Genomic DNA, 21866 nt, shown 5'->3' with positions numbered 1-21866 from the left:
CACCGAATCGCACTCCACTTTACTCTCTTCACGTTGAGTTGGGTGGAAAGATGGTTGATTTTGCGGGCTGGGAGATGCCTGTTCAGTATCCGTTGGGGATTATGGGGGAGCACAAGCAGTGTCGTGAGAAGGCGGCGGTGTTTGATGTGAGCCATATGGGTCAGGTGATCCTGCGCGGTGAGAATGTGGGCGAGAAGCTTGAGGCGCTTTGCCCGCAGGCCTATGCAACGCTGAAGGAAGGCAAGGCGCGGTACGGGTTCTTTACGAATGAAGACGGCGGGATCATGGATGACCTGATCGTGTCGAACGCGGGGGATCACTATTTTGTGGTGGTGAACGCGGCGCTGCGCCATCAGGACATTCCGCATATGCGCGAGCACCTCGAAGGCGTCGAAGTGACCGAGATATTCGACCGCGCGCTGGTCGCCGTGCAAGGCCCCGCAGCGGAGAACGTTGTGGGTGAGCTTTGCCCGCCCGCCCGCGATCTGAAGTTCATGGAAACCACCGTGGCCGATATCAACGGCGTCGAATGCCGTATCTCGCGCCTGGGCTATACCGGTGAGGACGGGTACGAGATCTCGATCCCAGAGGACAAGGCGATTGAGATCACCCGCGCCTTCCTGGCGCATGAGGATTGTGAAGCGGCCGGTCTGGGCGCGCGCGACAGCCTGCGGCTGGAGGCCGGGCTGTGCCTTTATGGCAATGACATCGACCAGAGCACCTCGCCGATCGAAGCCTCGCTGAGCTGGGCGATCCAGAAGCGCCGCAAGGAAGAGGGCGGGTTCCCGGGGGCCGAGCGCATCCAGAGAGAACTGGCCGAGGGCGCATCCCGCAAGCTGGTGGGCATCAAGCCCGAGGGCCGCGCGCCTGCGCGTCAGGGTGTTGAGATCCAGTGTGCGGAAGGCAATACGATTGGCCAGATCACCTCGGGCGGGTTTGGCCCGACGGTCGGTGGCCCCGTTGCGATGGGCTATGTGTCCGCAGGCCATGGTGAGCCGGGCGAGACCGTCAATCTGATCATTCGGGGCAAGCCACAACCGGCCGAGATCGTGGCGCTGCCCTTCGTCACCCAGAATTACAAGCGTTGAAGTCAGGAGAGAGACAAGATGGCAACCTATTATTCCGAAGAGCACGAGTGGATCGACGTGAATGGCGACACAGCCACTCTGGGCATCACCAAACATGCCGCCGAGCAGCTGGGCGATGTGGTCTTCGTGGAACAGCAGGAAGTGGGTGATGAGTTTGAGAAAGACGGCGAGATCGGTGTGATCGAATCCGTCAAGGCGGCCTCGGAACTCTATGCCCCGGTTGATGGCGAGATCGTCGAGGTCAACGAGGCGCTGGCCGACAATCCTGGCGCGCTGAACGAAGACCCCGAAGGTGAGGCATGGATCTACAAGATCAAGATCACCGACGCGTCGCAGCTGGAAGATCTGATGGATGAGGCCGGCTACAAGGACTTCATCGGCTGATCCAGACCGGAGCCCTGAATGGGGCTCCGCCCGTTCGGGCCGGACCGGCTCGTGATGATGTATCGGGGGCCTGCGTGGTCTCCGCCCGACCTGACTTATTCATAGGAGCGCTGCAATGGCTTTCAAACTGACTGACTACGAAGCCTATGACTTTGCCAATCGCCGCCATATCGGTCCCAGCCCGACCGAGATGCGCGACATGCTCAAGGTGATCGGCTTCAAGACGCTGGACCAACTGATCGACGCCACCGTCCCGCCGGCGATCCGCCAGAAAGAGCCGCTGGACTGGGGTCCGGCAATGACCGAGCGCGATGCGCTGTTCTACATGAAAGAGGTGGCGAGTAAGAACAAGGTTCTGACCTCGCTGATCGGTCAGGGCTATTACGGCACCACCACGCCCGCGCCGATCCTGCGCAACATCCTGGAAAACCCGGCCTGGTACACCGCCTACACGCCCTATCAGCCCGAGATCAGCCAGGGCCGTCTTGAGGCGCTGCTGAACTTCCAGACCATGGTCAGCGACCTGACCGGGCTGGATGTGGCCAACGCCTCGCTGCTGGACGAAGCCACTGCTGCGGCCGAAGCCATGGCGATGGCCAAGCGCGGCGGTCGGTCCAAGGCCAACAACGCGGCGTTCTTTGTCGACAAGAACTGCCACCCGCAGACCATCGCGGTGATCAAAACCCGCGCTGAGCCCCTGGGCATCGACGTGCAGGTGGCCGATCCCGATACGCTGGATGCCGGTGCTGTCTTTGGCGCGATCTTCCAATACCCCGGCACCCACGGCCATGTGCGCGACTTCACCAAGGAAATCGCAGCGCTGCATGAGCACAAAGCCATCGCCATCGTCGCTGCCGACATCCTGTCGCTGGCCCTGCTGAAGTCACCGGGTGAGATGGGCGCGGATATTGCCATCGGCTCGACCCAGCGCTTTGGCGTGCCGATGGGCTATGGCGGCCCGCACGCCGCTTACATGGCGACCACCGACAAGCTGAAGCGGTCCATGCCGGGCCGGATCATCGGCGTCAGCATCGACAGCCGCGGCAACAAAGCGTATCGCCTCGCCCTGCAAACCCGCGAGCAACATATTCGCCGCGAGAAAGCGAACTCGAACGTCTGTACTGCGCAGGCGCTGCTGGCGGTGATTGCCTCGATGTATGCGGTCTATCACGGCCCCGACGGCATCAAGGCCATCGCGCAATCGGTACACCGCAAGACCTCGCGCCTGGCCGCCGGTCTGGAAGAGGCGGGCTTCTCGGTCGAGCCCGAAGTGTTCTTCGACACCATCACCGTTGAGGTCGGCCACCTGCAGAAGACCGTCATGGAGGCCGCCGTCGCCCGGGGCGTCAACCTGCGCAAGGTCGGCGAGACCAAGGTTGGCATCAGCCTGGACGAACAGACCCGGCCCGAGACCATTGAAGCCGTCTGGGGGGCCTTTGGCATCGACAAGACAGACGACAGCTCGAACAAGCAGTACCGCCTGCCGGACTACGCGCTGCGCGAGACGCCGTATCTGACCCACGAGATCTTCCACAAGAACCGGGCCGAGGCCGAGATGACCCGCTATATGCGCCGTCTGGCCGACCGCGACCTGGCGCTGGACCGGGCAATGATCCCGCTGGGCTCGTGCACCATGAAGCTGAACGCCACGATCGAGATGATCCCGGTCACCTGGCCCGAGTTCGGCAATCTGCACCCGTTCTGCCCCGAAGATCAGGCGCAGGGCTATCATGAGATGATTGCCGATCTGAACGACAAGCTGTGCCAGATCACCGGCTATGACGCGATCAGCCAGCAGCCCAACTCGGGCGCGCAGGGCGAGTACGCAGGCCTGCTGACCATCCGCAATTATCACTTCGCCCGCGGCGAAGGGCACCGCAATGTCTGCCTGATTCCGACCTCGGCGCATGGCACCAACCCGGCCTCGGCGCAGATGGTGGGCTGGCAGGTGGTGCCGGTGCAGGCGGATGAGAATGGCAACATTGATCTGAACGACTTCCGCGCCAAGGCCGAGAAGCATTCCGATCATCTGGCCGGTTGCATGATCACCTACCCCTCGACCCATGGCGTGTTCGAGACCACCGTGCAGGAGGTCTGCCAGATCACCCATGACCATGGCGGTCAGGTCTATATCGACGGCGCCAACATGAACGCCATGGTGGGCCTGTCGCGTCCCGGTGACATTGGCGGCGATGTCAGCCACCTGAACCTGCACAAGACCTTCTGCATCCCGCATGGCGGCGGCGGCCCCGGCATGGGTCCGATCGGCGTCAAGGCCCACCTTGAAGAACATCTGCCCGGCCACCCGGAATACGGCACCGCTGTGGGTCCGGTCTCGGCGGCGCCCTTCGGCTCGCCCTCGATCCTGCCGGTCAGCTGGGCCTATGTGCTGCTGATGGGTGGCGCGGGTCTGACGCAGGCGACCAAAGTGGCGATCCTGAACGCCAACTATATCGCGGCGCGTCTGAAGGATGCCTATCCGATCCTCTACACCTCCGAGACCGGTCGTGTGGCGCATGAATGCATCCTCGACACGCGTCCGCTGGACGAGGCAGCGCATGTCACCGTGGATGACGTCGCCAAACGTCTGGTCGACAGCGGCTTCCACGCGCCGACCATGTCCTGGCCGGTGGCGGGCACCCTGATGGTGGAGCCCACCGAGTCCGAACCCAAGGACGAGCTGGACCGCTTCTGCGACGCCATGCTCTCGATCCGGGCCGAGGCGCAGGACATCATCGACGGCAAGATCGACGCGGAGAACAACCCGCTGAAAAACGCCCCCCACACGGTGCGCGATCTGGTCGGCGACTGGGACCGCCCCTACACCCGCGAACAGGCCTGCTTCCCTCCGGGCTCCATGGGCGTCGACAAATACTGGTCCCCCGTCAACCGCGTCGACAACGCATACGGAGACCGAAACCTCGTCTGCACATGCCCACCAATGGAAGCTTACGAAGAAGCCGCAGAATAAAACTAAAAGACCCCGCCGAAAGGCGGGGTTTTCGCTTATCGGAAACCTCTGTTCTCATTTGCGCTCATCTTTGGGGTCGTTTTTTGCGGTGAAAGCGTCTTTTTCGCTTGCTGCGTCTGCGAAGGCCTCATAGCTCTGTCCGTGGGACACCCCTCCCCAACGAGGGGCGTGTATCTGGAAGGGTAATACAGATGAGCACTGAACAACCGGCGACGCGGCCGGCGAATCCGCGTTTTTCCTCGGGCCCCTGCGCCAAACCCCCCACATTTGATCTGTCCAAACTGGCCGATGCCGCGCTGGGTCGTTCGCACCGTGCGGCCGTGGGCAAGGACAAGCTGAAAGCGGCCATCGAAGGCACTCGCGAAGTGCTGGGCATTCCGGCGGATTACAAGATCGGCATCGTGCCAGCCTCGGACACCGGCGCGGTTGAGATGGCGCTGTGGTCTCTGCTGGGCGAACGCAAGGTTGAGATGCTGGCCTGGGAAAGCTTTGGCGCGGGCTGGGTGACTGACGTGGTCAAGCAGCTGAAGATCGACGCCAAGGTGAAGACCGCAGATTACGGTCAGATCGTTGATCTTGCTTCGGTCGATTTCTCCAATGACGTGGTGTTTACGTGGAACGGTACGACTTCGGGCGTGCGGGTGCCCGACGGCGACTGGATCGCCGATGACCGTCAGGGCCTGACGATTTGTGATGCGACCTCGGCGGCCTTTGCGATGGACCTGCCCTGGGACAAGCTGGATGTGACCACCTTCAGCTGGCAGAAAGTGCTGGGTGGAGAAGCTGCACACGGGATGCTGATCCTGAGCCCACGCGCGGTTGAGCGGTTGGAAAGCTATACCCCCGCATGGCCGCTGCCGAAGATTTTCCGCCTGACCAAGGGTGGCAAGCTGATCGACGGTATCTTTAATGGGGCCACGATCAACACTCCTTCGATGCTGGCGGTCGAGGATTATTTGTTCGCGCTGGATTGGGCTCGCTCGGTTGGTGGGTTGCAGGGGCTGATCGCTCGTGCCGATGCCAATTCCAGTGCGGTGCACGCGTTCTGTGAGCAGAATGACTGGATCGCCAATCTGGCCGAGGATGCGGCGACGCAATCGAACACCTCGGTCTGCCTGAAATTCACGGATGGGCGCATTCAGGACGGTGCAGCATTCGCGAAAGCCGTGGCCAAACGGCTTGAGGCCGAGAGTATCGCCTTGGACATCGGTGCCTATCGCGACGCGCCTGCGGGCCTGCGCATCTGGTGCGGTGGTACGGTCGAGACCTCGGATATAGAGGCGATGCTGCCATGGCTCGCATGGGCCTTCGAGGCCGAGATCGCGGCGCAGTCTGAGGCTGCCTGACTTTTCACCGGGCCGTTCAAGGCCCGGACCTTCCATACAATTCAAGGACCAGAGAAAATGGCCCCCAAAGTACTCGTATCTGACAAGCTCAGCGAAACCGCCGTTCAGATTTTCCGCGATCGCGGCATCGACGTGGATTTCATGCCCGATCTGGGTAAGGACAAAGACAAACTGGCCGAGGTGATCGGACAGTATGACGGCCTTGCCATTCGTTCGGCCACAAAGGTCACACCGACCATTCTGGAGAAGGCCGACAAACTGAAAGTGATCGGTCGTGCCGGGATCGGGACCGACAATATCGACAAGGATGCGGCGTCGAAGAAGGGTGTGATCGTGATGAACACGCCCTTCGGCAACATGATCACCACCGCTGAGCACGCGATTGCGATGATGTTCGCAGTGGCGCGGCAGATCCCCGAGGCCAGCACCTCGACCCATGCGGGTAAGTGGGAAAAGTCCAAGTTCATGGGCATTGAGCTGACGAACAAGACCCTCGGCGTGATCGGGGCGGGCAATATTGGCGGTATTGTGTGTGAGCGCGCGCTTGGCCTGAAGATGAAGGTTGTGGCCTATGACCCCTATCTGGGCGAAGAGAAAGCCGCGCAGATGGGTGTCGAAAAGGTCGAATTGGACGAGCTGCTGGCCCGCGCTGACTTTATCACTCTGCATGTTCCGCTGACCGATCAGACGCGCAACATCCTGAGCCGAGAGAACCTCGCTAAGACCAAGAAGGGCGTGCGGATCATCAACTGTGCCCGCGGTGGTCTGGTCGACGAAGACGCGCTGGCTGAGGCACTGCAATCGGGCCATGTCGCCGGCGCGGCGTTCGATGTGTTCAGCGAAGAGCCGGCGAAAGAAAACGCCCTTTTCAACCTGCCCAACGTGGTCTGCACGCCTCACCTTGGCGCGGCAACGACCGAGGCGCAGGAGAACGTGGCGCTGCAAGTGGCCGAGCAGATCTCGAACTACTTGCTGACCGGTGCGGTGGAAAACGCGCTGAACATGCCCAGCGTGACGGCGGAAGAGGCCAAGGTCATGGGGCCGTGGATCAAGCTGGCCGGTCATCTGGGCAGTTTCATCGGCCAGATGACCGATGAGCCGGTTCAGGCGATCAACATCCTCTACGATGGTGTAGCGGCTGAAATGAACCTGGCCGCTCTGAACTGCGCCGTCGTTGCGGGGATCATGAAGAAGTTCAATCCCGAGGTGAACATGGTCTCGGCGCCCGTCGTGGCCAAAGAGCGTGGCATCAAGATCTCGACCACCAATCAGGACAAGTCCGGTGCGTTTGAGGGATATATCAAGGTCACCGTGGTGACCACCAAGCGCGAGCGCTCGATCGGTGGGACCGTGTTCAGCGATGGCAAGCCGCGCTTTATCCAGATCAAAGGCATCAATATCGATGCCGAGATCGGGGCGCATATGCTCTACACCACCAACGAGGATGTGCCGGGCATCATCGGTGCGCTGGGTCAGACCATGGGCGAGAACGACGTGAACATCGCGAACTTTACCCTCGGCCGGTCCGAGGCGGGTGGTGAGGCGATTGCGCTTCTTTATGTGGACGAACCTGTCCCGGCCGAGGCGCGCGCTAAGCTGGCGGAAACGGGCTTGTTCACGCAGATCAAACCGCTGGAGTTCGACGTCGCCTGATTGGTACCCTTTTTGATTTCAGACAGTTTGACACCCGCGCCAAGGACCGGCGCGGGTGTTCCAGATTGCGCTATCAGCACTCTCCCCGCTAAACTGCCGTGACAGCAGCAGAGACCTTTTCATGACCAAACCGATCTACGCCATTGGCGACCTGCACGGGCAGAGCGCCGAGTTCGACCGACTCCTCTCATTGATCGACCGCGATGGCGGGCCTGAGGCTCAGGTGGTGTTTCTGGGCGACTATACCGACCGGGGGCCGGACAGTCGGGGTGTCATCGACCGCTTGATCGCGGGACGCGCCGAAGGGCGGGACTGGATCACTTTGCTGGGTAATCACGACCGTATGTTTGCATGGTTTCTTGAGGATTTCCCCCGCCATGATCCGCATCTTCTGGTCGGTTACCACTGGCTGCATGAGCGTCTGGGCGGGGTCGAAACACTTGCCAGCTATGGTATCATGTTCGAGGGGCAAACCCGGCTTGAGGATCTGCACGCCATGGCGTTGCAGGCCGTGCCTGAGGATCATCGTGCGTTCTTGCTGGGGCTGACCTTGATGCATCAGACACCAGATCTGGCTTTCGTTCATGCAGGCATCCGCCCCGGTATCGCGTTGGATCAGCAGGATGAAAACGATCTGGTCTGGATCCGGCAGGAGTTTTTGAAACATACTGCGCCGCATCCCAAGCTGATCGTTCACGGCCATACTCCGGTCGACCGGGTGGCACATTGCGGCAATCGCGTGAATCTGGATACCGGCGCGGGGTATGGTCGCCCGGCCAGTGCCGTTGTCTTCGAAGGCCGCACCTGTTGGGAGGTGACTGAAAAGGGCCGGGTCAGCCTTGCGTAAAGCTGTCTTTATAAGTCTCGCGCAGGGCGTTCTTTTGCACCTTGCCCATGGTGTTGCGCGGTAGCTCATCCAGCACGATCAGTTTGCGCGGATGTTTGAACCGGGCCAGCTGATCCTGAACGCGCGCCAGAATGGCATCCAGATCAAGGGCTTGTCCGGGCTGAGGCACCAAAATGCCCAGCACGGTTTCGCCAAAATCCGGATGCGGCACGCCGATGACCGCGCTTTCCAGAACACCGGGTTGGTTATCCAGCACAAGCTCGATTTCCTTGGGGTATATGTTGTAGCCGCCTGAGATGATCAGGTCTTTGCCGCGGCCAACGATATGGACATAGCCATCCTTGTCCACCCGGCCCAGATCGCCGGTGACAAAGAACCCGTCCTCGCGCAGTTCGGCGGCGGTTTTCTTGGGCATCTGCCAATAGCCCTTGAAGACGTTCGGACCGCGTACCTCGATCATCCCGATCTCACCTTGTGGCAGCGGCGCACCGGTTTCGGGGTCCGTAACCTTCAGCTCGACGTCCGGCAGCGGGAACCCGACCGTCCCGGCGCGGCGTTCGCCGTTATAGGGGTTCGAGGTGTTCATGTTGGTCTCGGTCATTCCATAGCGTTCGAGGATACGATGCCCGGTGCGGGCCTCGAACAACTCATGGGTTTCTGCGAGCAGCGGGGCCGAGCCTGAGATGAACAGCCGCATATGGCGCGTCAGATCTCCGGTAAACCGGTCATCGCCCAGCAGGCGAGTGTAGAAGGTTGGCACACCCATCATCGAGGTGGCCTCCGGCATCAGACGCAGGATGTCGTCCAGATCGAACTTGGGCAGAAAGATCATCGACCCGCTAGAGGCCAGCACCACGTTGGTCGCTACGAACAGCCCATGTGTGTGAAAGATCGGCAGCGCATGCAGCAGCACATCGTCCTTGGTGAAGCGCCATTCCTGCACCAGCGTTTCGGCATTGGACAGCAGGTTGGCCTGCGTCAGCATCGCACCTTTCGACCGCCCCGTGGTGCCCGAGGTATAAAGGAACGCGGCCAGATCATCCTCGGACCGACTGACAGGTTCATACGCAGGCAGCATTCCCAGCGCCCGGCGCATCAGGCTGCCACTGCCATCGGCGTTCAGAGTTGCAATATGGGCGTTCTGCGCTTGGGCAATCGGGGTCAGGCCAGCCTCGTTCGCGATATCGCAGACCACTAGCTTCGCGCCGCTGTTTTCGATGAAATACTGCAGCTCGGTGGTCGTATAGGCGGTGTTGAGCGGCAAGAAAATCAGCCCGGTCTGCGCGCATGCTGCGTAGAGGGCTAGCGCCTCGGGCGATTTTTCGACCTGAACGGCGACGCGGTCTCCGGGCTCAAGCTCCAGCCCCGTCAGCGCGTTGGCCAGCCGCGCGGCCATGTCGAGAAAGGCTGCATGGGTCAGAACTTGACCGTCGGGAAGAAGCAGGAACGGCGTGGCTTTCCCGGCGTGAATGCCAAACAGACGATCATAAAGCGGGTTGGCCATTCGGTGTTCCTTTCCGTGCGTCGCGGGCTGAATCTGGCGGGGAAAACCTGGACCGTAAAGCCCCGTTTGCCAGATATTTCCAACCAACTCTGGCGAAAATGCTGCACCTGCGATATGCGCTATTCAGATTGCCGGAGACCTGCCATGTACGTTGCCACCTTGCTCACAAATCCCACCGCACCCTCGCTTGAGGTCCCGATGGTGGACGCGCTGCGAAATGCGTGGGGCGGGGGCGAAGTCACGTGGCTCAACCCCGGTGAGGCGGCCGAGTTCACGCTGCCCGAGATGCCCGACAATCGCTGGGATGTCTGGGCCGATCTGCAAGAGATGAGCGTTGATCTGGTCGTTCAGGCGTCTGAAGGGCGGCGCAAGAAAATGCTTCTGGCGGATATGGACAGCACCATGATCCAGCAGGAATGCATTGATGAGCTGGCGGATGAGGCGGGCGTTGGTGAGCGCGTCAAGGACATCACCGCCCGCGCGATGAATGGTGAGTTGGACTTCGAAGGCGCGCTGATCGAACGGGTCGGCCTGTTGAAAGGGCTGGACGAGGCGGTCATTGACCATGTTCTGAACACGCGGATCACCCTCATGCCAGGCGGGCGTGAACTGGTGGCGACCATGCGCACGGCTGGCGGCTATGCGGCCTTGGTCTCGGGCGGGTTCACCGCGTTTACAGCCCGCGTTGCAGAGCAGTTGGGTTTTGACGAGAATCGGGCGAACACACTGTTGACCGAGAATGGGCAGCTGACGGGCGATGTGCAGCGCCCGATCCTCGGGCGGCAGGCCAAGGTGGAGTCGCTGGAGCGGATCACCGCAACGCTTGGCTTGTCCGAGGGCGACGTGATCGCGGTTGGCGACGGAGCTAACGATCTGGGCATGTTGGGGCGGGCCGGAACCGGCGTTGCACTGCACGCGAAGCCCTCGGTTGCGGCTGAGTGCGACGTGCGGATCAATCACGGAGACCTGACGGCCCTGCTTTACATTCAGGGCTACAGCAAGGCTGATTTCAGCGTCTAAAACAAGTCAAAGCGCACCGGATTCTGCGCCCAGTACACCCGCGCGGCCAGCAACAGCCGGGCCTTCGGATCGCTGGCGGCGGCATAGGGAACCGGAACTCCGAACTTTGCGCTGATATTCTCCAGCGCAGTCAGAGTCGCCGGGCCGACTTGGCCATCGACGGTGACATTTTCCCCAAGTTCGTTCAGCGCCAGTTGCAAAGCCCGATCCAAATCGCCGCGCGAGAGGCTGTCGAGTTGCGATTGAGCCTGCGCGGCAGGTTCCTCATTCGGCAGCAGGGCTGCTTTGGCCGCCCTGAGCGCGGCGTCAGCGGGACCTTTGCCCGGTACCTGACCGTCCAGAATGATATAAGCTCCGTTCGCACCGCCCCAGGCATCACCGCGTTCCAGCGATGTATCGTACCAGGCCAAAGCCTCAGTGCGAGGCCGGCCCTGTAGCTGGTCCCGCATGATCATGCGGGCGATACTGGCCGGAGCGGTTGGGTGCCCGCCTTGGGCTGCCGCCAGAAAGTAGGACTCCGCCTTATCGAAATCGACCGGATTGCCGCCAAGCCCGTTCAGCGAGACATAGGCCAGATTGTCGTACCCATAGATGTCCTGACGCAATTCGGACGCGCGCAAATATCGCAACCCACGTTCGGGGATATAGTGGTCCGAACTTTCAAGCAGGAAATACAGGCCCAGCTCATTCATTGAATAGGTATGGCCAAGCTCGACGGAGCGCTCCAACAGCTCGAAACCGCGCCTTTTCTCTTCGGTTGTTTCGCCGTTGCGTAGAAGCTGTTGACCCAGCCGGTGCATGGCATAGGGGTCTTGCTCGGCTGTGGCTTCCTCCAGCAGGGCGCGTGCTTTTTCCGGGTCAAAGGGGGTCTTGGTGACCGCGCGGTCGATGCGTTTTGTTTCAAGCAAGGTAGCCAGCGCGTATTTGGCGCGAATATGCCCGCCGTCGACAGCGGTCGTGAAACTCTCAAAGGCGCCTGGCACATTGCCTGCGGCTTGTTGCAAACGGCCCAGTTGATACTGGAACCGCGCGTTTTCCGGATAGTCCTCGACCGCTTGCGAACAGGCGGCCAGACCTTTGGTGATATCCAGCTCATTCGGCAGGCGAAACACGCCAACGCCATTAAGATCCAGCGCATCCCCCGCTTCGAGATCGCAGGCATTCATCCCCAATTCCAGAGAGACCTCAACCGTCTGTCGCGTCTGATCGGCGGTTACGACCTCGACCGCGAAGGTATCGGCAAAATCGGTTTTGGGCAGGTCAACGGCACGTGTGTCCGTGATCTCGGGCGTATAGGTCAGAGATGTGTCGCTGGCGCTGACAGCACCCCGGTCAGGGGTTTCCGTCACCCGCACATCTACGATGTCCCGCCCCAGCGCTTGGCTCAAGCTTTGGGAGAGCGGGACGGATTTATCGAACTGATAGCTGAGCGAGAGGGATTGGGGGGCCCCATCCTGCAGCGCATCTGGTTCAACCTCGACCTGTTGTTGGGCCAGATAGAATGGGCGCACCAGTGTCGAGCTTTCCCAAGGGATCTGCTGCCCCGATGTTTTGGTGTGAACCCTCTCGCGAATGACTGGAAAGAGCTGTTGGATATTCTCAAACGGAGAGGATTGGGCAGTTTCCAGAACGGCGGCCGTATAAGGGCTGTTGTGGCCAATCTCGCCATCACTGGCCACTGCACCGGGCGAGGTAGAATAGGCGATCAAAGAGTTCAGCGGCGTCTTGAACACGTCAAACCCTTCGCGGGTTTCGAACAAATTGGCGTCTAGATCGGCCGCCAATCTGAGGTCTTGAAACGGATTGTCCCTGCAAGAGTCCAAAATGGCCACATGGGCTGCACTACGGGCGGACAGGGTGTCAATCACGCGATCCAGCGTCATCGTTGCCAGCGGCACATCATAGACGCTTTCAAACTTGGCATCCACGGGCAGCAAATAGTTTCGCCGCCCGATCTGAATGCCGTGACCCGCATAGTAGAACAGAACATCTGCAGAATCCGGGATGTTCAGAACTGCTGTGCGGATCAACTCTTCAAACTCGCGTTTGGTCAGGTCGTAGCCATCGAAGACTTGGAAGTCGAAGTCCCGCAGCATGTCCGCGATATCTTCGGCGTCCTTTCTGGCATTGGTCAGGTCGCCAACGCTCGTGTAGTCCTGATTGCCGATGACGATCGCAACCCTGCTATTCGCGCTGGTTGCCGACGGGGATTGCGCGCTGAGGCCGCTGGCGCAAATCGTCAAGATAGACGCAGCTGCTAGTAGATGCCGCCGACCTTTATCAAACCCAAGATTTAGCATCTGGTGTCTTTCCCGGCTCAACCGCCGCTCCAGCCACCGCCGCCACCGCCGCCGGCTCCTCCACCGCCGCCGCCACCGCCGCCGCCGTCGCTTTCACGATCATAGGCTTTTTTCGGGGTCGGTTCAGGTTCGCTTTCTGGGGCCGCTGCCGCAGTTGTGGTCGCAGGGGCAGGAGTTGTCGCTACCGCCGCCGCAGGGGTTGGTTGAGGGGCGGTTGCAGCAGGGGTTACAGTCTCAATCTGTGACCAAGGGGACGCACAGCCTGCAACAACAAGCGTGCAGGCGAAAAACAATGAAGTGGACGCGAAGCGCATCTCAAGCCTCCTAAAATAAAACAACTTATTAAACTCACACATAACACCGTAACTTGTGTCTTTGGAGCAGGTCTATGAACCTTTTCACATATACACGAAAAGAGGAGGCTCGGCTAATTTTCCTAATTGGCGCTGACAAAAGGTAGGCTTTCTTTAATTTAACATTTGTGTTAAATAATAATCATGACCGATCTTATTGCCGCCTTTTCCGCACTATCTGACCGCACTCGGTTCGCCATTGTTGAGCAGCTGATGGACGGCGGCGAACTGCCCGCCGGAGACCTGGTCGAAGGCAAAGGCATGTCAGGTGCCGCAATCTCGCGCCACCTGAAGGTGCTGCGCGAGGCAGGATTGGTGCAACAACGCGTGCTGGGCACCCAGAGGCTGTATTCCGTCCACTCCGAAGGCCTTCGTTCGATTGCCGAGTGGACGATCTCGAAACGGCAGTTCTGGGAAAGCAGTCTGGATCGTTTGGGTGACATTTTGGAAAGGGAAAATTCATGGCCGACCTGAAATTGGAGCGGGACTTTCCCGTCAGCCCAGAAGACCTTTTTGTTTGGGTGACAGATGGCTCGAAACTGCTGCAGTGGTGGGGGCCGGAAGGCATGCATGTGCCGGATCACAATCTGGATTTTTCCAGAACCGGCCCATGGTTTTCGGTGATGGAGAACAGCGATGGGCAGCAATTCAAGGTTTCGGGGCATGTCACGCATGTTGATCCACCGCACTCGGTTGGCTTCACGTGGGGTTGGCATGACGATCAGGATCAACGCGGGTCGGAAAGCCACGTGACTTTTTCGATAGCGGCAACCGAAACCGGCGCCCGACTTGTTATTGATCACCGCGAGTTCGCCGACGCCGAGGCAGCTGAGAACCACAACACAGGCTGGACATCCTCGCTGCGCAAACTCGAAGCGCAGTGCCAATAGATTTCATTCAGGGAGGAACAAAATGCCCCAATATCTATTTGTTTATCACGGGGGCCACACCCCAACTGACCCCGCAGAAATCGAAGCAACCATGGCCGCATGGGGCGCGTGGTTTCAAAACATGGGCGAGGCTTTGGATATCCCGGGAAACCCGGTGGGCCAATCCTATACCGTCAGCAACGGCGGCGTTGTCGACAATGGCGGGGCTAACCCTGCCTCTGGCTTTACGGTGGTCAAAGCCGACAGCATTGATGCCGCGACCGAGATGGCCAAAGGCTGCCCGATGGTCATCAACGGATCTGGCTCGGTCGAAGTGGCGGAAATCCACGAAATCGAGATGTAGCTGCCTTAGTTCGGAAAGCCCGGCGCGGGTCGGATCACGCCGCATTCTAGTCCTCGGCGGCTGTATTGCGTGGCATTCATGAATTTGCGCGTGGCCGGGTGATCAGCCTCCAACACCCCAAGGCTGACCAGAATGGCCGCGATGGCGCATTCACTGGCGCGGGTGGTGCCATCGGTGATCTTCAGAGCAACGCCCATGCGTTTTTCCGGCAGGATCGCGACAAAGACGGCTTCGGCCCCGGTCTTGATCGCAGCGCGCCCATTCATTGCGCGCATCAACTCTGTGCAGGCGCGGGTTTCGCCCGCGACAAGCTCTGGGCGCTTGATCATCGCGGCGGTCAGTTGCTGCGCCGCATCGCTCGACCGGTCTGACCGATCAGAGGCCGAGGCAAACCACGCCATGGAGCGCGCAAGCCCGACCAGCGAAGTCGCGAAATTCGGGGCCGAGCATCCGTCGATGCCGTAGCCGGGGCTAGTCTCGCCGGTTGTTTCCTCAATGGCAGACAAGCAGGCCTGTTGAACAGGGTGGTCGATCTCAAGGTATTCCGGTCCGGCCCCCATATGCTGAGACAGGGTCAGAAACCCGCAGTGTTTACCCGAGCAATTGTTGTGGATCTGGCACGGCGTATCGTCGGCCAGAATAAGCCGGTCGCGAGCGGCTATGTCGGCGGGCTCTTGCGGTCCGCAGCGCAGATCATGCTCGGACAGACCCAGATGATCCAGCCAGGCCGAAACGCGATCCGTGTGAATGGCGGCCCCGTTATGCGAGGCGCAGGCCAGCGCAAGATGTTCTGAGTTCAGCCCGAATTTTGCCGCAGCGCCCGACGTAACCAAAGGCAGAGCCTGAATCATCTTGGCTGAGGAGCGCGGGTAGATCACTGCGTTCGGATCGCCCCAGCTTTGCACGATCTGCCCGGTGTCATCGCAGACCACTGCATGGCCCAGATGCAGGCTTTCCAACAGATCGCCGCGCCACAGTTCTGTCATCGGGATGGGCTGCGTCATCTGGACCTCCGGATTTATGCGCAAAATTCTGCCAATCGCCCTTTCGCCTGTGGCGAAACCTGCGTTAGTGTGTGTATGTCGACAATCATCGGAATGCGCAACGTTTCCAAGACGAACTGGCAGGGTTCGCATGGCTTTCCGATGGGTATGAGGTAGAAGGTCGAGCTAGGAGGCTGGACAAATGGGATCATTGCTTACCCGCGTGCTTGCGGGTCTGTGTGTGGCGGGTATGGCTACAACTGCAATCGCACAGCAGGGGACAAGTACGAACCGCGTCGCGGCAAAAACGGATTGGAGCGTTTTTGTCGAAGATGATCCTACCGAATGCTGGAGCGTTTCGGCCCCCAAGGAAACCGTGAATACGCGGGGCGGACGTGTCGTTTCCGTGCGCCGCAGCGACATCTTGCTGTTTGTCTTCTATCGCCCCAATGCCGAGGTCAAAGGGCAAGTGACCTTTACTGGCGGCTACCCTTTTGCGGCCGGTTCCACGGTGAACCTGGTTGTAGATGGGTCTGAATTCGAACTGTTTACCGAGGGCGAGTGGGCCTGGCCGGCGACTGCTCAGGACGATGCCAAGATCGTCACCGCCATGAAGCGCGGGACCGAGGCTGTGCTGACCGCACGCTCGGAACGCGGGACGCAAACCAAGGACACGTTCTCTCTGCTGGGCTTCACCGCCGCGATCGAAGACGCCGAGACACGCTGCACCAACTGATCTGTCGGGTCGCGATCACACGCGGCCCGTCTATTTTGCGGCTTCTCGCATAATTCTACCAAATATTCAGAAAGCTTGATCCGAATCAAAGCGCGTCCTTTTGGCATCTGAACTAATTTGTTCAGTAATAACAAAGGATGTCTGAATATGTTCGACAAAACTCTGATCACTCTGATGTTGGCTTCTTCACTGGTTCTGGCGGCTTGTGAAAAAGAGCCTGAAACCTACCCAATTACAGGTGAGGAATGCGGGCCTGAAGATCCGGTGAAAACGCTGGATGCCGAGGATTGCTTTATCCCGCCTGCAGGAGTCTGATCCGGCGACAAAAGCGCGTAAGGGTCAATACGATTCCTTTTGATCTTTGCGCGCGATCCTATATAGAGGCGCATCCCAATCCGGAATCCACCTGAGATACGCCCAGTAGGTACCCAAATGTCGCCCAAAGCGCCGATCACTCAAGACGTCATGACCATCCCCCGCAAACTGCCTGAGGGGAAGGTGAACCTTGTCGGTCTGACACGCGATCAGCTCCGCGCGACTCTGATCGAACATGGCACGCCGGAAAAGCAGGCCAAGATGCGGACTGGTCAGATCTGGCAGTGGATCTACCAATGGGGCGTGCGCGATTTCGCACTGATGACCAACCTTGCCAAAGCCTATCGCGCACAACTGGCCGATAGCTTTGTGATCGAAATTCCCGAAGTGGTCACGCGTCAGGTGTCCGAGGATGGTACGCGCAAATACCTGTGTCGTATTGCGGGCGGGCATGAGGTCGAGGTCGTTTACATCCCCGAAGAGGATCGCGGCACGCTTTGTATATCGTCTCAGGTCGGGTGTACGCTGACCTGCTCATTCTGCCATACCGGCACGCAGAAACTGGTGCGCAACCTGACCGCGGCCGAGATTGTGGGCCAAGTTATGATGGCCCGCGATGATCTTGAGGAATGGCCCACCCCCGGCGCGCCCAAGGATGAGACGCGCCTGCTGTCGAACATCGTTCTGATGGGCATGGGTGAGCCGCTCTACAATTTCGAAAACGTCCGCGACGCGATTAAGATCGCCATGGACCCCGAAGGGATTTCCCTGTCGCGTAGGCGGATCACTCTGTCGACGAGCGGCGTGGTGCCGGAAATCGCGCGCACGGCAGAAGAGATCGGCTGCCTGCTGGCGATCTCGTTCCACGCTACCACAGATGAGACCCGCGACGTGCTGGTGCCGATCAACAAGCGCTGGAACATCGAGGAGTTGCTGCAGGCGCTGGCCAGCTATCCCAACGTTTCGAATTCCGAGCGGATCACGTTCGAATACGTGATGCTGGATGGTGTGAATGACAGCGATGAGGACGCCCATCGTCTGATCGACCACATCAAGCGTCATAAGATCCCGGCCAAGATCAACCTGATTCCGTTCAACGAATGGCCCGGTGCGCCTTACAAGCGCAGCTCGAACAATCGTATCCGGGCCTTTGCGAATATCATCTACCAGGCCGGTTATGCCTCACCCATCCGCAAAACACGCGGCGAGGATATCATGGCGGCCTGCGGTCAGTTGAAATCGGCAACCGAGCGTGCGCGCAAATCGCGTAAACAGATCGAAGCCGAGGCTGGGTTGAGCGGTAGCTAAGTCACTTCTGCCAAGGGTTGCAGCGATAAACTTAATGTTTCCGGTGCTGATTTTGCCTTCAAAATTTGCTATGTGTTCGGGCGTCCGTTCCTGTTTCGGACGCTCGGCTTTCCCTTGAAACGCCGGGGCTTTTTCGCCGCCAGCTTTTTCTTCGCTATGCGCGGCATGTAGGCAAACTGATATTTCAGGTGAGCCCCAAATGATTGAACGACCTCGAAGTAAATTTAAAACCATTGCATTTGCAGTCCTATTTGTACCGCTATCTGCGGCGGGCGCTTTTGCGGAAGACCCCGATGCCCATCTGGCCATCGAAAACCCGGCCGAGCTGAGCAAGGACGAAGCCAACGCGCATTATCGCGCGCTGTCGAAACGTATGGCCCGTGGCTATGCGACTTCTCAGCTGGATCTCATTTTGAACTACCAAAGCTGGCCGCTATTCAATGATGCACCCTATATCTCGGCCACACATGGGCAGCGGTTCGTGAACAGCTACGCCAACCGCATGGCGTTAAACTATGGGACCCTGCAATCGGGTGAGGTTTTGCCTATGGGCTCGGTTCTGGCCAAGGACAGCATGACGGTAACCGATGAAGGCAAGATCTACCCCGGCGCCATGTTCGTAATGGAGAAGCTGGCACAAGGCGCCAATCCCGAGACAGCAGACTGGCGCTACATCATGGTACTTCCCGATGGGTCTTTGTTTGGCGACACTCTGGGCGATCGGGCCGGGGCTGTGGCCTATTGCCATGACTGCCACGTGCAGGTGGCTGACAGGGACTACACCTTCTACGTGCCCGAGGACTACCAGATCAAAGGTGAGTAGATCGCTTTGCGTTTGATTTGAATCGAAATACGCTGCCTCTCCCTACGGTCGAACGCGCATTTCGATGATATTGCCTCAGGTTAAACGCAAAACGCTTTAGACCTATCCGCGACGAAAGCGGGCGGTTCCAATAACCTCAATCAGTTGCTGCCGCACGGGATCGGGTTGCGCCTCGACCGCGTTCAGAACCTCACGCAGTTCAGCGCGTAGCCCGTGCATCTGGTCGATCAGAGAGATCATCATCGACAAAGCATCGGCCTCCATATCGTATTGCTCGTGCAATTCGCATGCCAGTTCCAACCGGGCGACGTCGATGCTGTGGTAGACCACGCCATCGTCCGATTGCTCGGGGATCACGATCTCTGCCGCCAGATATTCGGTCAGGCGGTCCGAGGTCAGGCGAGTGATGGTTTCGATCAGTTCCTCTTCGGTCAGGGTCATGACGGCATTCCTTTCCGAGGATCATAGCGATGGGCGTCGCGCCATGTCTCCATGAATTGCTTGAGGTCGTCGTCGATCTGGTCGGGCAGGGCGACGGTGAGTTCGATCAGTTGATCCCCCCGCTCGGATGAGCCGCGTTTTTTGACTCCCTTGCCCCGCAGGCGCAGGGTTTTGCCGTTGCTGGTGCCTGCCGGAACGGTGACGTTGACGCCGCCGTCGATCGTGGGCGCGCGGACCTTGCCGCCCAGAATGGCCTCATCAATGCTGATGGGCAGGGTGATGTGGATGTCGTTGCCCTGCCGGTCGAACACCGGATGGTCCGCCACCGAGATCGTAACCAGCGCGTCGCCCGCCGGTCCCTCACCATAGCCCGGAGCGCCCTTGCCTCGCAGTCGGATGGTCTGGCCCGTGGTGATACCCGCCGGGATTTTAACCTCGATCCGGTTGCCATCGGGCAGGGTCAATTTCTGGCTGGCCCCAAACACGGCATCCAGAAAGCTGATCTGTAGCGAGTAATTCAGATTGTGACCCGGCGCATGGAATTCCTGTGTGCGCTGGCCGCCAAACCCACCGCGGCCGCGCATGAATTCGGCGAAGATGTCTGACATGTCATCCGGGTCCGCCTGTCGCCCGCGATAGGGGTTTCCGGCGGCCTCGGCATAGTCGCGGTAATATTGCTGTTGAGGGCGCTCCTGACCCGATGCGTCAATCTCGCCATTGTCATAGCGGGCACGGGTTTCGGGGTCTTTCAGCAGATCGTAAGCAGCGGCGGCGGCTTTGAACTTGGCCTCGGCCTCGGCATCACCGGGTTTGAGGTCCGGGTGGCATTCCTTGGCGATGCGCCGATAGGCTTTCTTGATCTCGGCGGCACTGGCGTCTTTGGCGACGCCGAGGACGGAATAGGGATCGTCGCTCATCTCACCTCTCGCGGATGTGGGTCGGTCTGATCTTTATGAATGTATTTTATCATGCGATTTCAACCGACCAAAAGGAAGAGGCAATTGAATTGGCTCGAAAAATCCTACAGGTTTGATAATATCTGCATGTCTGTACCTGTTCATACACGGAGAGCCTGAATGTCGCGCAGAATCAAATCCGCTCTGGCCCTGCTGGCCGGGAATGCCATCGGCCTGTTGCTGGCGTCGCTCATTTTGAACGGCTTTGCCATCAAGCCGATCTCATTCATCGTTGTGGTGCTTGTGTTCACCGTCGTTCAGGTGATTGCCGAGCCGCTGATCCTGAAGCTTGGGGAAAAGAAGGCTCCGGCGCTCAAGGGCGGGATCGCGTTGATCGTGACTTTTGTGGGTCTGCTGGTCACCGACCTGATTGCCTCGGGGCTGACGGTTGGGGGTGTTTCCAACCTACTGGCGGCAACACTGTTGGTCTGGCTGGGGGCGTTGATCGCCAGCGTGGTGCTGCCGATCTACGTGTTCAAGGAACTGCGCGAAGCCAAGAAATAGTCAGAGCGAATTCAGGCTGGCCTCGAACGCCTGCCAAAGCTCTTCAACCGGCTCACACCCGACCGAAAGGCGGATGAAGGCGGGGTCGACAGCGTCACCCCACCGCGCGCGGCGCTCAGCCGAGCTGTGAACGCCGCCGAATGATGTGGCAGGCCGCAGCAAAGGGCAGGTGTTGATGAAGGCCTCGGCCTTGTCCTCGCTTTCCAGCGTCAGCGAGAGCAGGAACCCGAACCGTTTGGTCTGGGCCTGCGCCAGCGCGTGGGACGGATCGTTCGGCAAGCCGGGATAGCGGATGTGCTTGACTGCCGGATGCGCTGCCAGACGCGCGGCCAGCACCTGAGCCGAGGCGCACATGCGGTCAAAACGCACGTCCAGAGTCTCGAGCCCGCGATGCAGCAGCCATGCTTCGTGTGGTCCGGGGATTGAGCCTGAGACGCGGCGCCATTCCTCGACCCGCTCCATGATCTGCGCGTCGCGGCTGGCGACGTGGCCCATCAGCATGTCCGAGTGCCCGCCGATGGCCTTGGTGTCCGAGGACACGACCACGTCGATGCCCAAATCCAGCGGGCGCTGGCCCAGAGGTGTCAGGGTCGTATTGTCGGCAATGGTGAGGCCTCCTGCGGCGCGAACCTGTTTGGCTACATCCGCAAGGTCGATCATGTCGAGGCCGGGGTTCGACGGGCTTTCGACGAAGACCACGTCGAAGCCCTCAAACCCGCCGTCGGCAAAGCCTATGGTCGGCCGTTCTTCGACCACAACGCCCAGCCGCGACAGGAACCTGTCCGACAGCAGGCGCGTCACGTAATAGCCATCCGATGGAATCAACAGGCGCGACCCGGCCTGAACGGTTGCAAACAAAGCGGCCGAGATAGCCGCCATGCCCGACGGGAAACTGAGACAGGGCGCGGCCTCAAGATGGGACAGCACATGTTCCAGATGCACCCATGTCGGGTTGTCGACGCGGCCATAGGTGGCATGCCCATCCGGCAGGCCGGGCAGGTGGTACATGCTGCTTTGGGTTAGTGGCAGGGCGACCGGTTCGCCTTTTTCCAAAGCATTACCGCGCAGGTGAAGCATTTCTCCGGTTTTGTGTGCCATGGC

Annotated in this window: 22 protein-coding genes; 15 read left to right on the top strand and 7 right to left on the bottom strand. The window is 59.7% G+C overall.

The genetic code is table 11. The annotated features are described in order from the left end of the window. From gcvT to ACP15L_RS07925, 6 genes are all read left to right on the top strand, one after another. On the top strand, positions 1-1088 hold a 1088-nt coding region (gene gcvT, locus ACP15L_RS07950; RefSeq protein ID WP_425083766.1), incomplete at its 5' end, for a glycine cleavage system aminomethyltransferase GcvT. 18 nt (positions 1089-1106) lie between these two features. After that, positions 1107-1472, top strand: a complete 366-nt coding sequence (gcvH, locus tag ACP15L_RS07945; protein WP_170381008.1) for a glycine cleavage system protein GcvH — start codon at positions 1107-1109, stop codon at positions 1470-1472. Positions 1473-1587: 115 nt separating this feature from the next. After that, positions 1588-4443: an aminomethyl-transferring glycine dehydrogenase gene (gene gcvP, locus ACP15L_RS07940; protein WP_425083765.1), complete on the top strand. Its 2856-nt coding sequence runs from the start codon at positions 1588-1590 to the stop codon at positions 4441-4443. 191 nt (positions 4444-4634) lie between these two features. Further along, positions 4635-5789, top strand: coding sequence for a phosphoserine transaminase (locus tag ACP15L_RS07935; protein ID WP_425083764.1), 1155 nt, complete (start codon positions 4635-4637; stop codon positions 5787-5789). A 57-nt stretch (positions 5790-5846) separates the two neighbouring features. Continuing rightward, complete coding sequence (gene serA, locus ACP15L_RS07930; RefSeq protein WP_170482243.1) at positions 5847-7442, top strand: phosphoglycerate dehydrogenase; 1596 nt, start codon at positions 5847-5849, stop codon at positions 7440-7442. 121 nt (positions 7443-7563) lie between these two features. Next, positions 7564-8289, top strand: coding sequence for a metallophosphoesterase family protein (locus ACP15L_RS07925; RefSeq protein WP_425083763.1), 726 nt, complete (start codon positions 7564-7566; stop codon positions 8287-8289). Here ACP15L_RS07925 and ACP15L_RS07920 read toward each other — a convergent pair. Then, on the bottom strand, positions 8276-9793 hold the full coding sequence (locus tag ACP15L_RS07920) for a malonate--CoA ligase (protein ID WP_425083762.1): 1518 nt from the start codon (positions 9791-9793) through the stop codon (positions 8276-8278). The genes ACP15L_RS07925 and ACP15L_RS07920 overlap by 14 nt on opposite strands. A gap of 144 nt (positions 9794-9937) precedes the next feature. Between ACP15L_RS07920 and serB the strand changes: the two genes are divergently transcribed. Next, on the top strand, positions 9938-10813 hold the full coding sequence (gene serB, locus ACP15L_RS07915) for a phosphoserine phosphatase SerB (RefSeq protein ID WP_425083761.1): 876 nt from the start codon (positions 9938-9940) through the stop codon (positions 10811-10813). Here the strand turns inward: serB and ACP15L_RS07910 are convergent. Together ACP15L_RS07910 and ACP15L_RS07905 are read right to left on the bottom strand one after the other, a co-directional pair. Next, positions 10810-13056 carry a caspase family protein gene (locus ACP15L_RS07910; RefSeq protein ID WP_425083760.1) on the bottom strand — a complete coding sequence of 749 codons (2247 nt, stop codon included), beginning with the start codon at positions 13054-13056 and terminating at the stop codon, positions 10810-10812. The two genes, serB and ACP15L_RS07910, sit on opposite strands and share 4 nt — an antisense overlap. A gap of 74 nt (positions 13057-13130) precedes the next feature. Beyond that, positions 13131-13427 carry a hypothetical protein gene (locus tag ACP15L_RS07905; protein WP_425083759.1) on the bottom strand — a complete coding sequence of 99 codons (297 nt, stop codon included), beginning with the start codon at positions 13425-13427 and terminating at the stop codon, positions 13131-13133. Between the two features lie 183 nt (positions 13428-13610). Here ACP15L_RS07905 and ACP15L_RS07900 point away from each other — a divergent pair, with 183 nt between their 5' ends. Genes ACP15L_RS07900 through ACP15L_RS07890 form a run of 3 tightly spaced genes read left to right on the top strand, consistent with a single transcriptional unit; the run spans position 13611 to position 14699 of the window. Next, entirely contained in the window at positions 13611-13940 is a 330-nt protein-coding gene (locus ACP15L_RS07900) for an ArsR/SmtB family transcription factor (RefSeq protein WP_425083758.1), read from the top strand. Then, entirely contained in the window at positions 13928-14356 is a 429-nt protein-coding gene (locus ACP15L_RS07895) for an SRPBCC family protein (protein ID WP_170376009.1), read from the top strand. The genes ACP15L_RS07900 and ACP15L_RS07895 overlap by 13 nt, the downstream gene beginning before the upstream one ends. A gap of 22 nt (positions 14357-14378) precedes the next feature. Then, positions 14379-14699: a hypothetical protein gene (locus ACP15L_RS07890; protein ID WP_425083757.1), complete on the top strand. Its 321-nt coding sequence runs from the start codon at positions 14379-14381 to the stop codon at positions 14697-14699. Between the two features lie 5 nt (positions 14700-14704). Here ACP15L_RS07890 and ACP15L_RS07885 read toward each other — a convergent pair whose 3' ends face one another. Further along, positions 14705-15703, bottom strand: a complete 999-nt coding sequence (locus ACP15L_RS07885) for an asparaginase (protein ID WP_425083756.1) — start codon at positions 15701-15703, stop codon at positions 14705-14707. Positions 15704-15884: 181 nt separating this feature from the next. On the opposite strand from ACP15L_RS07885, the gene ACP15L_RS07880 reads away from it, so the two are divergent. From ACP15L_RS07880 to ACP15L_RS07865, 4 genes are all read left to right on the top strand, one after another. Further along, a complete protein-coding gene (locus tag ACP15L_RS07880; protein WP_425083755.1) occupies positions 15885-16418 on the top strand; it encodes an invasion associated locus B family protein in 534 nt (177 codons plus the stop codon). Positions 16419-16565: 147 nt separating this feature from the next. Then, a complete protein-coding gene (locus ACP15L_RS07875) occupies positions 16566-16733 on the top strand; it encodes a hypothetical protein (protein ID WP_170376001.1) in 168 nt (55 codons plus the stop codon). A gap of 117 nt (positions 16734-16850) precedes the next feature. Continuing rightward, entirely contained in the window at positions 16851-18041 is a 1191-nt protein-coding gene (rlmN, locus tag ACP15L_RS07870; protein ID WP_425083754.1) for a 23S rRNA (adenine(2503)-C(2))-methyltransferase RlmN, read from the top strand. A 199-nt stretch (positions 18042-18240) separates the two neighbouring features. Then, a complete protein-coding gene (locus tag ACP15L_RS07865) occupies positions 18241-18864 on the top strand; it encodes a cytochrome P460 family protein (RefSeq protein ID WP_425083753.1) in 624 nt (207 codons plus the stop codon). Positions 18865-18966: 102 nt separating this feature from the next. On the opposite strand, the gene ACP15L_RS07860 is transcribed toward ACP15L_RS07865, so the two are convergent. After that, positions 18967-19305, bottom strand: a complete 339-nt coding sequence (locus ACP15L_RS07860; protein ID WP_170556272.1) for a hypothetical protein — start codon at positions 19303-19305, stop codon at positions 18967-18969. Continuing rightward, positions 19302-20222: a DnaJ C-terminal domain-containing protein gene (locus ACP15L_RS07855; RefSeq protein ID WP_425083752.1), complete on the bottom strand. Its 921-nt coding sequence runs from the start codon at positions 20220-20222 to the stop codon at positions 19302-19304. The genes ACP15L_RS07860 and ACP15L_RS07855 overlap by 4 nt, the downstream gene beginning before the upstream one ends. Positions 20223-20381: 159 nt before the next feature. On the opposite strand from ACP15L_RS07855, the gene ACP15L_RS07850 reads away from it, so the two are divergent. Then, positions 20382-20765 (top strand): hypothetical protein, encoded by a 384-nt coding sequence (locus tag ACP15L_RS07850; RefSeq protein ID WP_170644204.1) that lies wholly within the window; start codon positions 20382-20384, stop codon positions 20763-20765. Here the strand turns inward: ACP15L_RS07850 and ACP15L_RS07845 are convergent, their stop codons facing one another. Then, entirely contained in the window at positions 20766-21863 is a 1098-nt protein-coding gene (locus ACP15L_RS07845) for a cystathionine gamma-lyase (protein WP_425083751.1), read from the bottom strand. Positions 21864-21866 lie beyond the last annotated feature (3 nt).

It is taken from the genome of Ruegeria profundi, assembly GCF_049800715.1.
Taxonomy (GTDB): Bacteria; Pseudomonadota; Alphaproteobacteria; order Rhodobacterales; family Rhodobacteraceae; genus Ruegeria; species Ruegeria profundi_A.
Note: the sequence above shows the minus strand (reverse complement) of the source record. Positions and strands in the feature narration are given on the sequence as shown.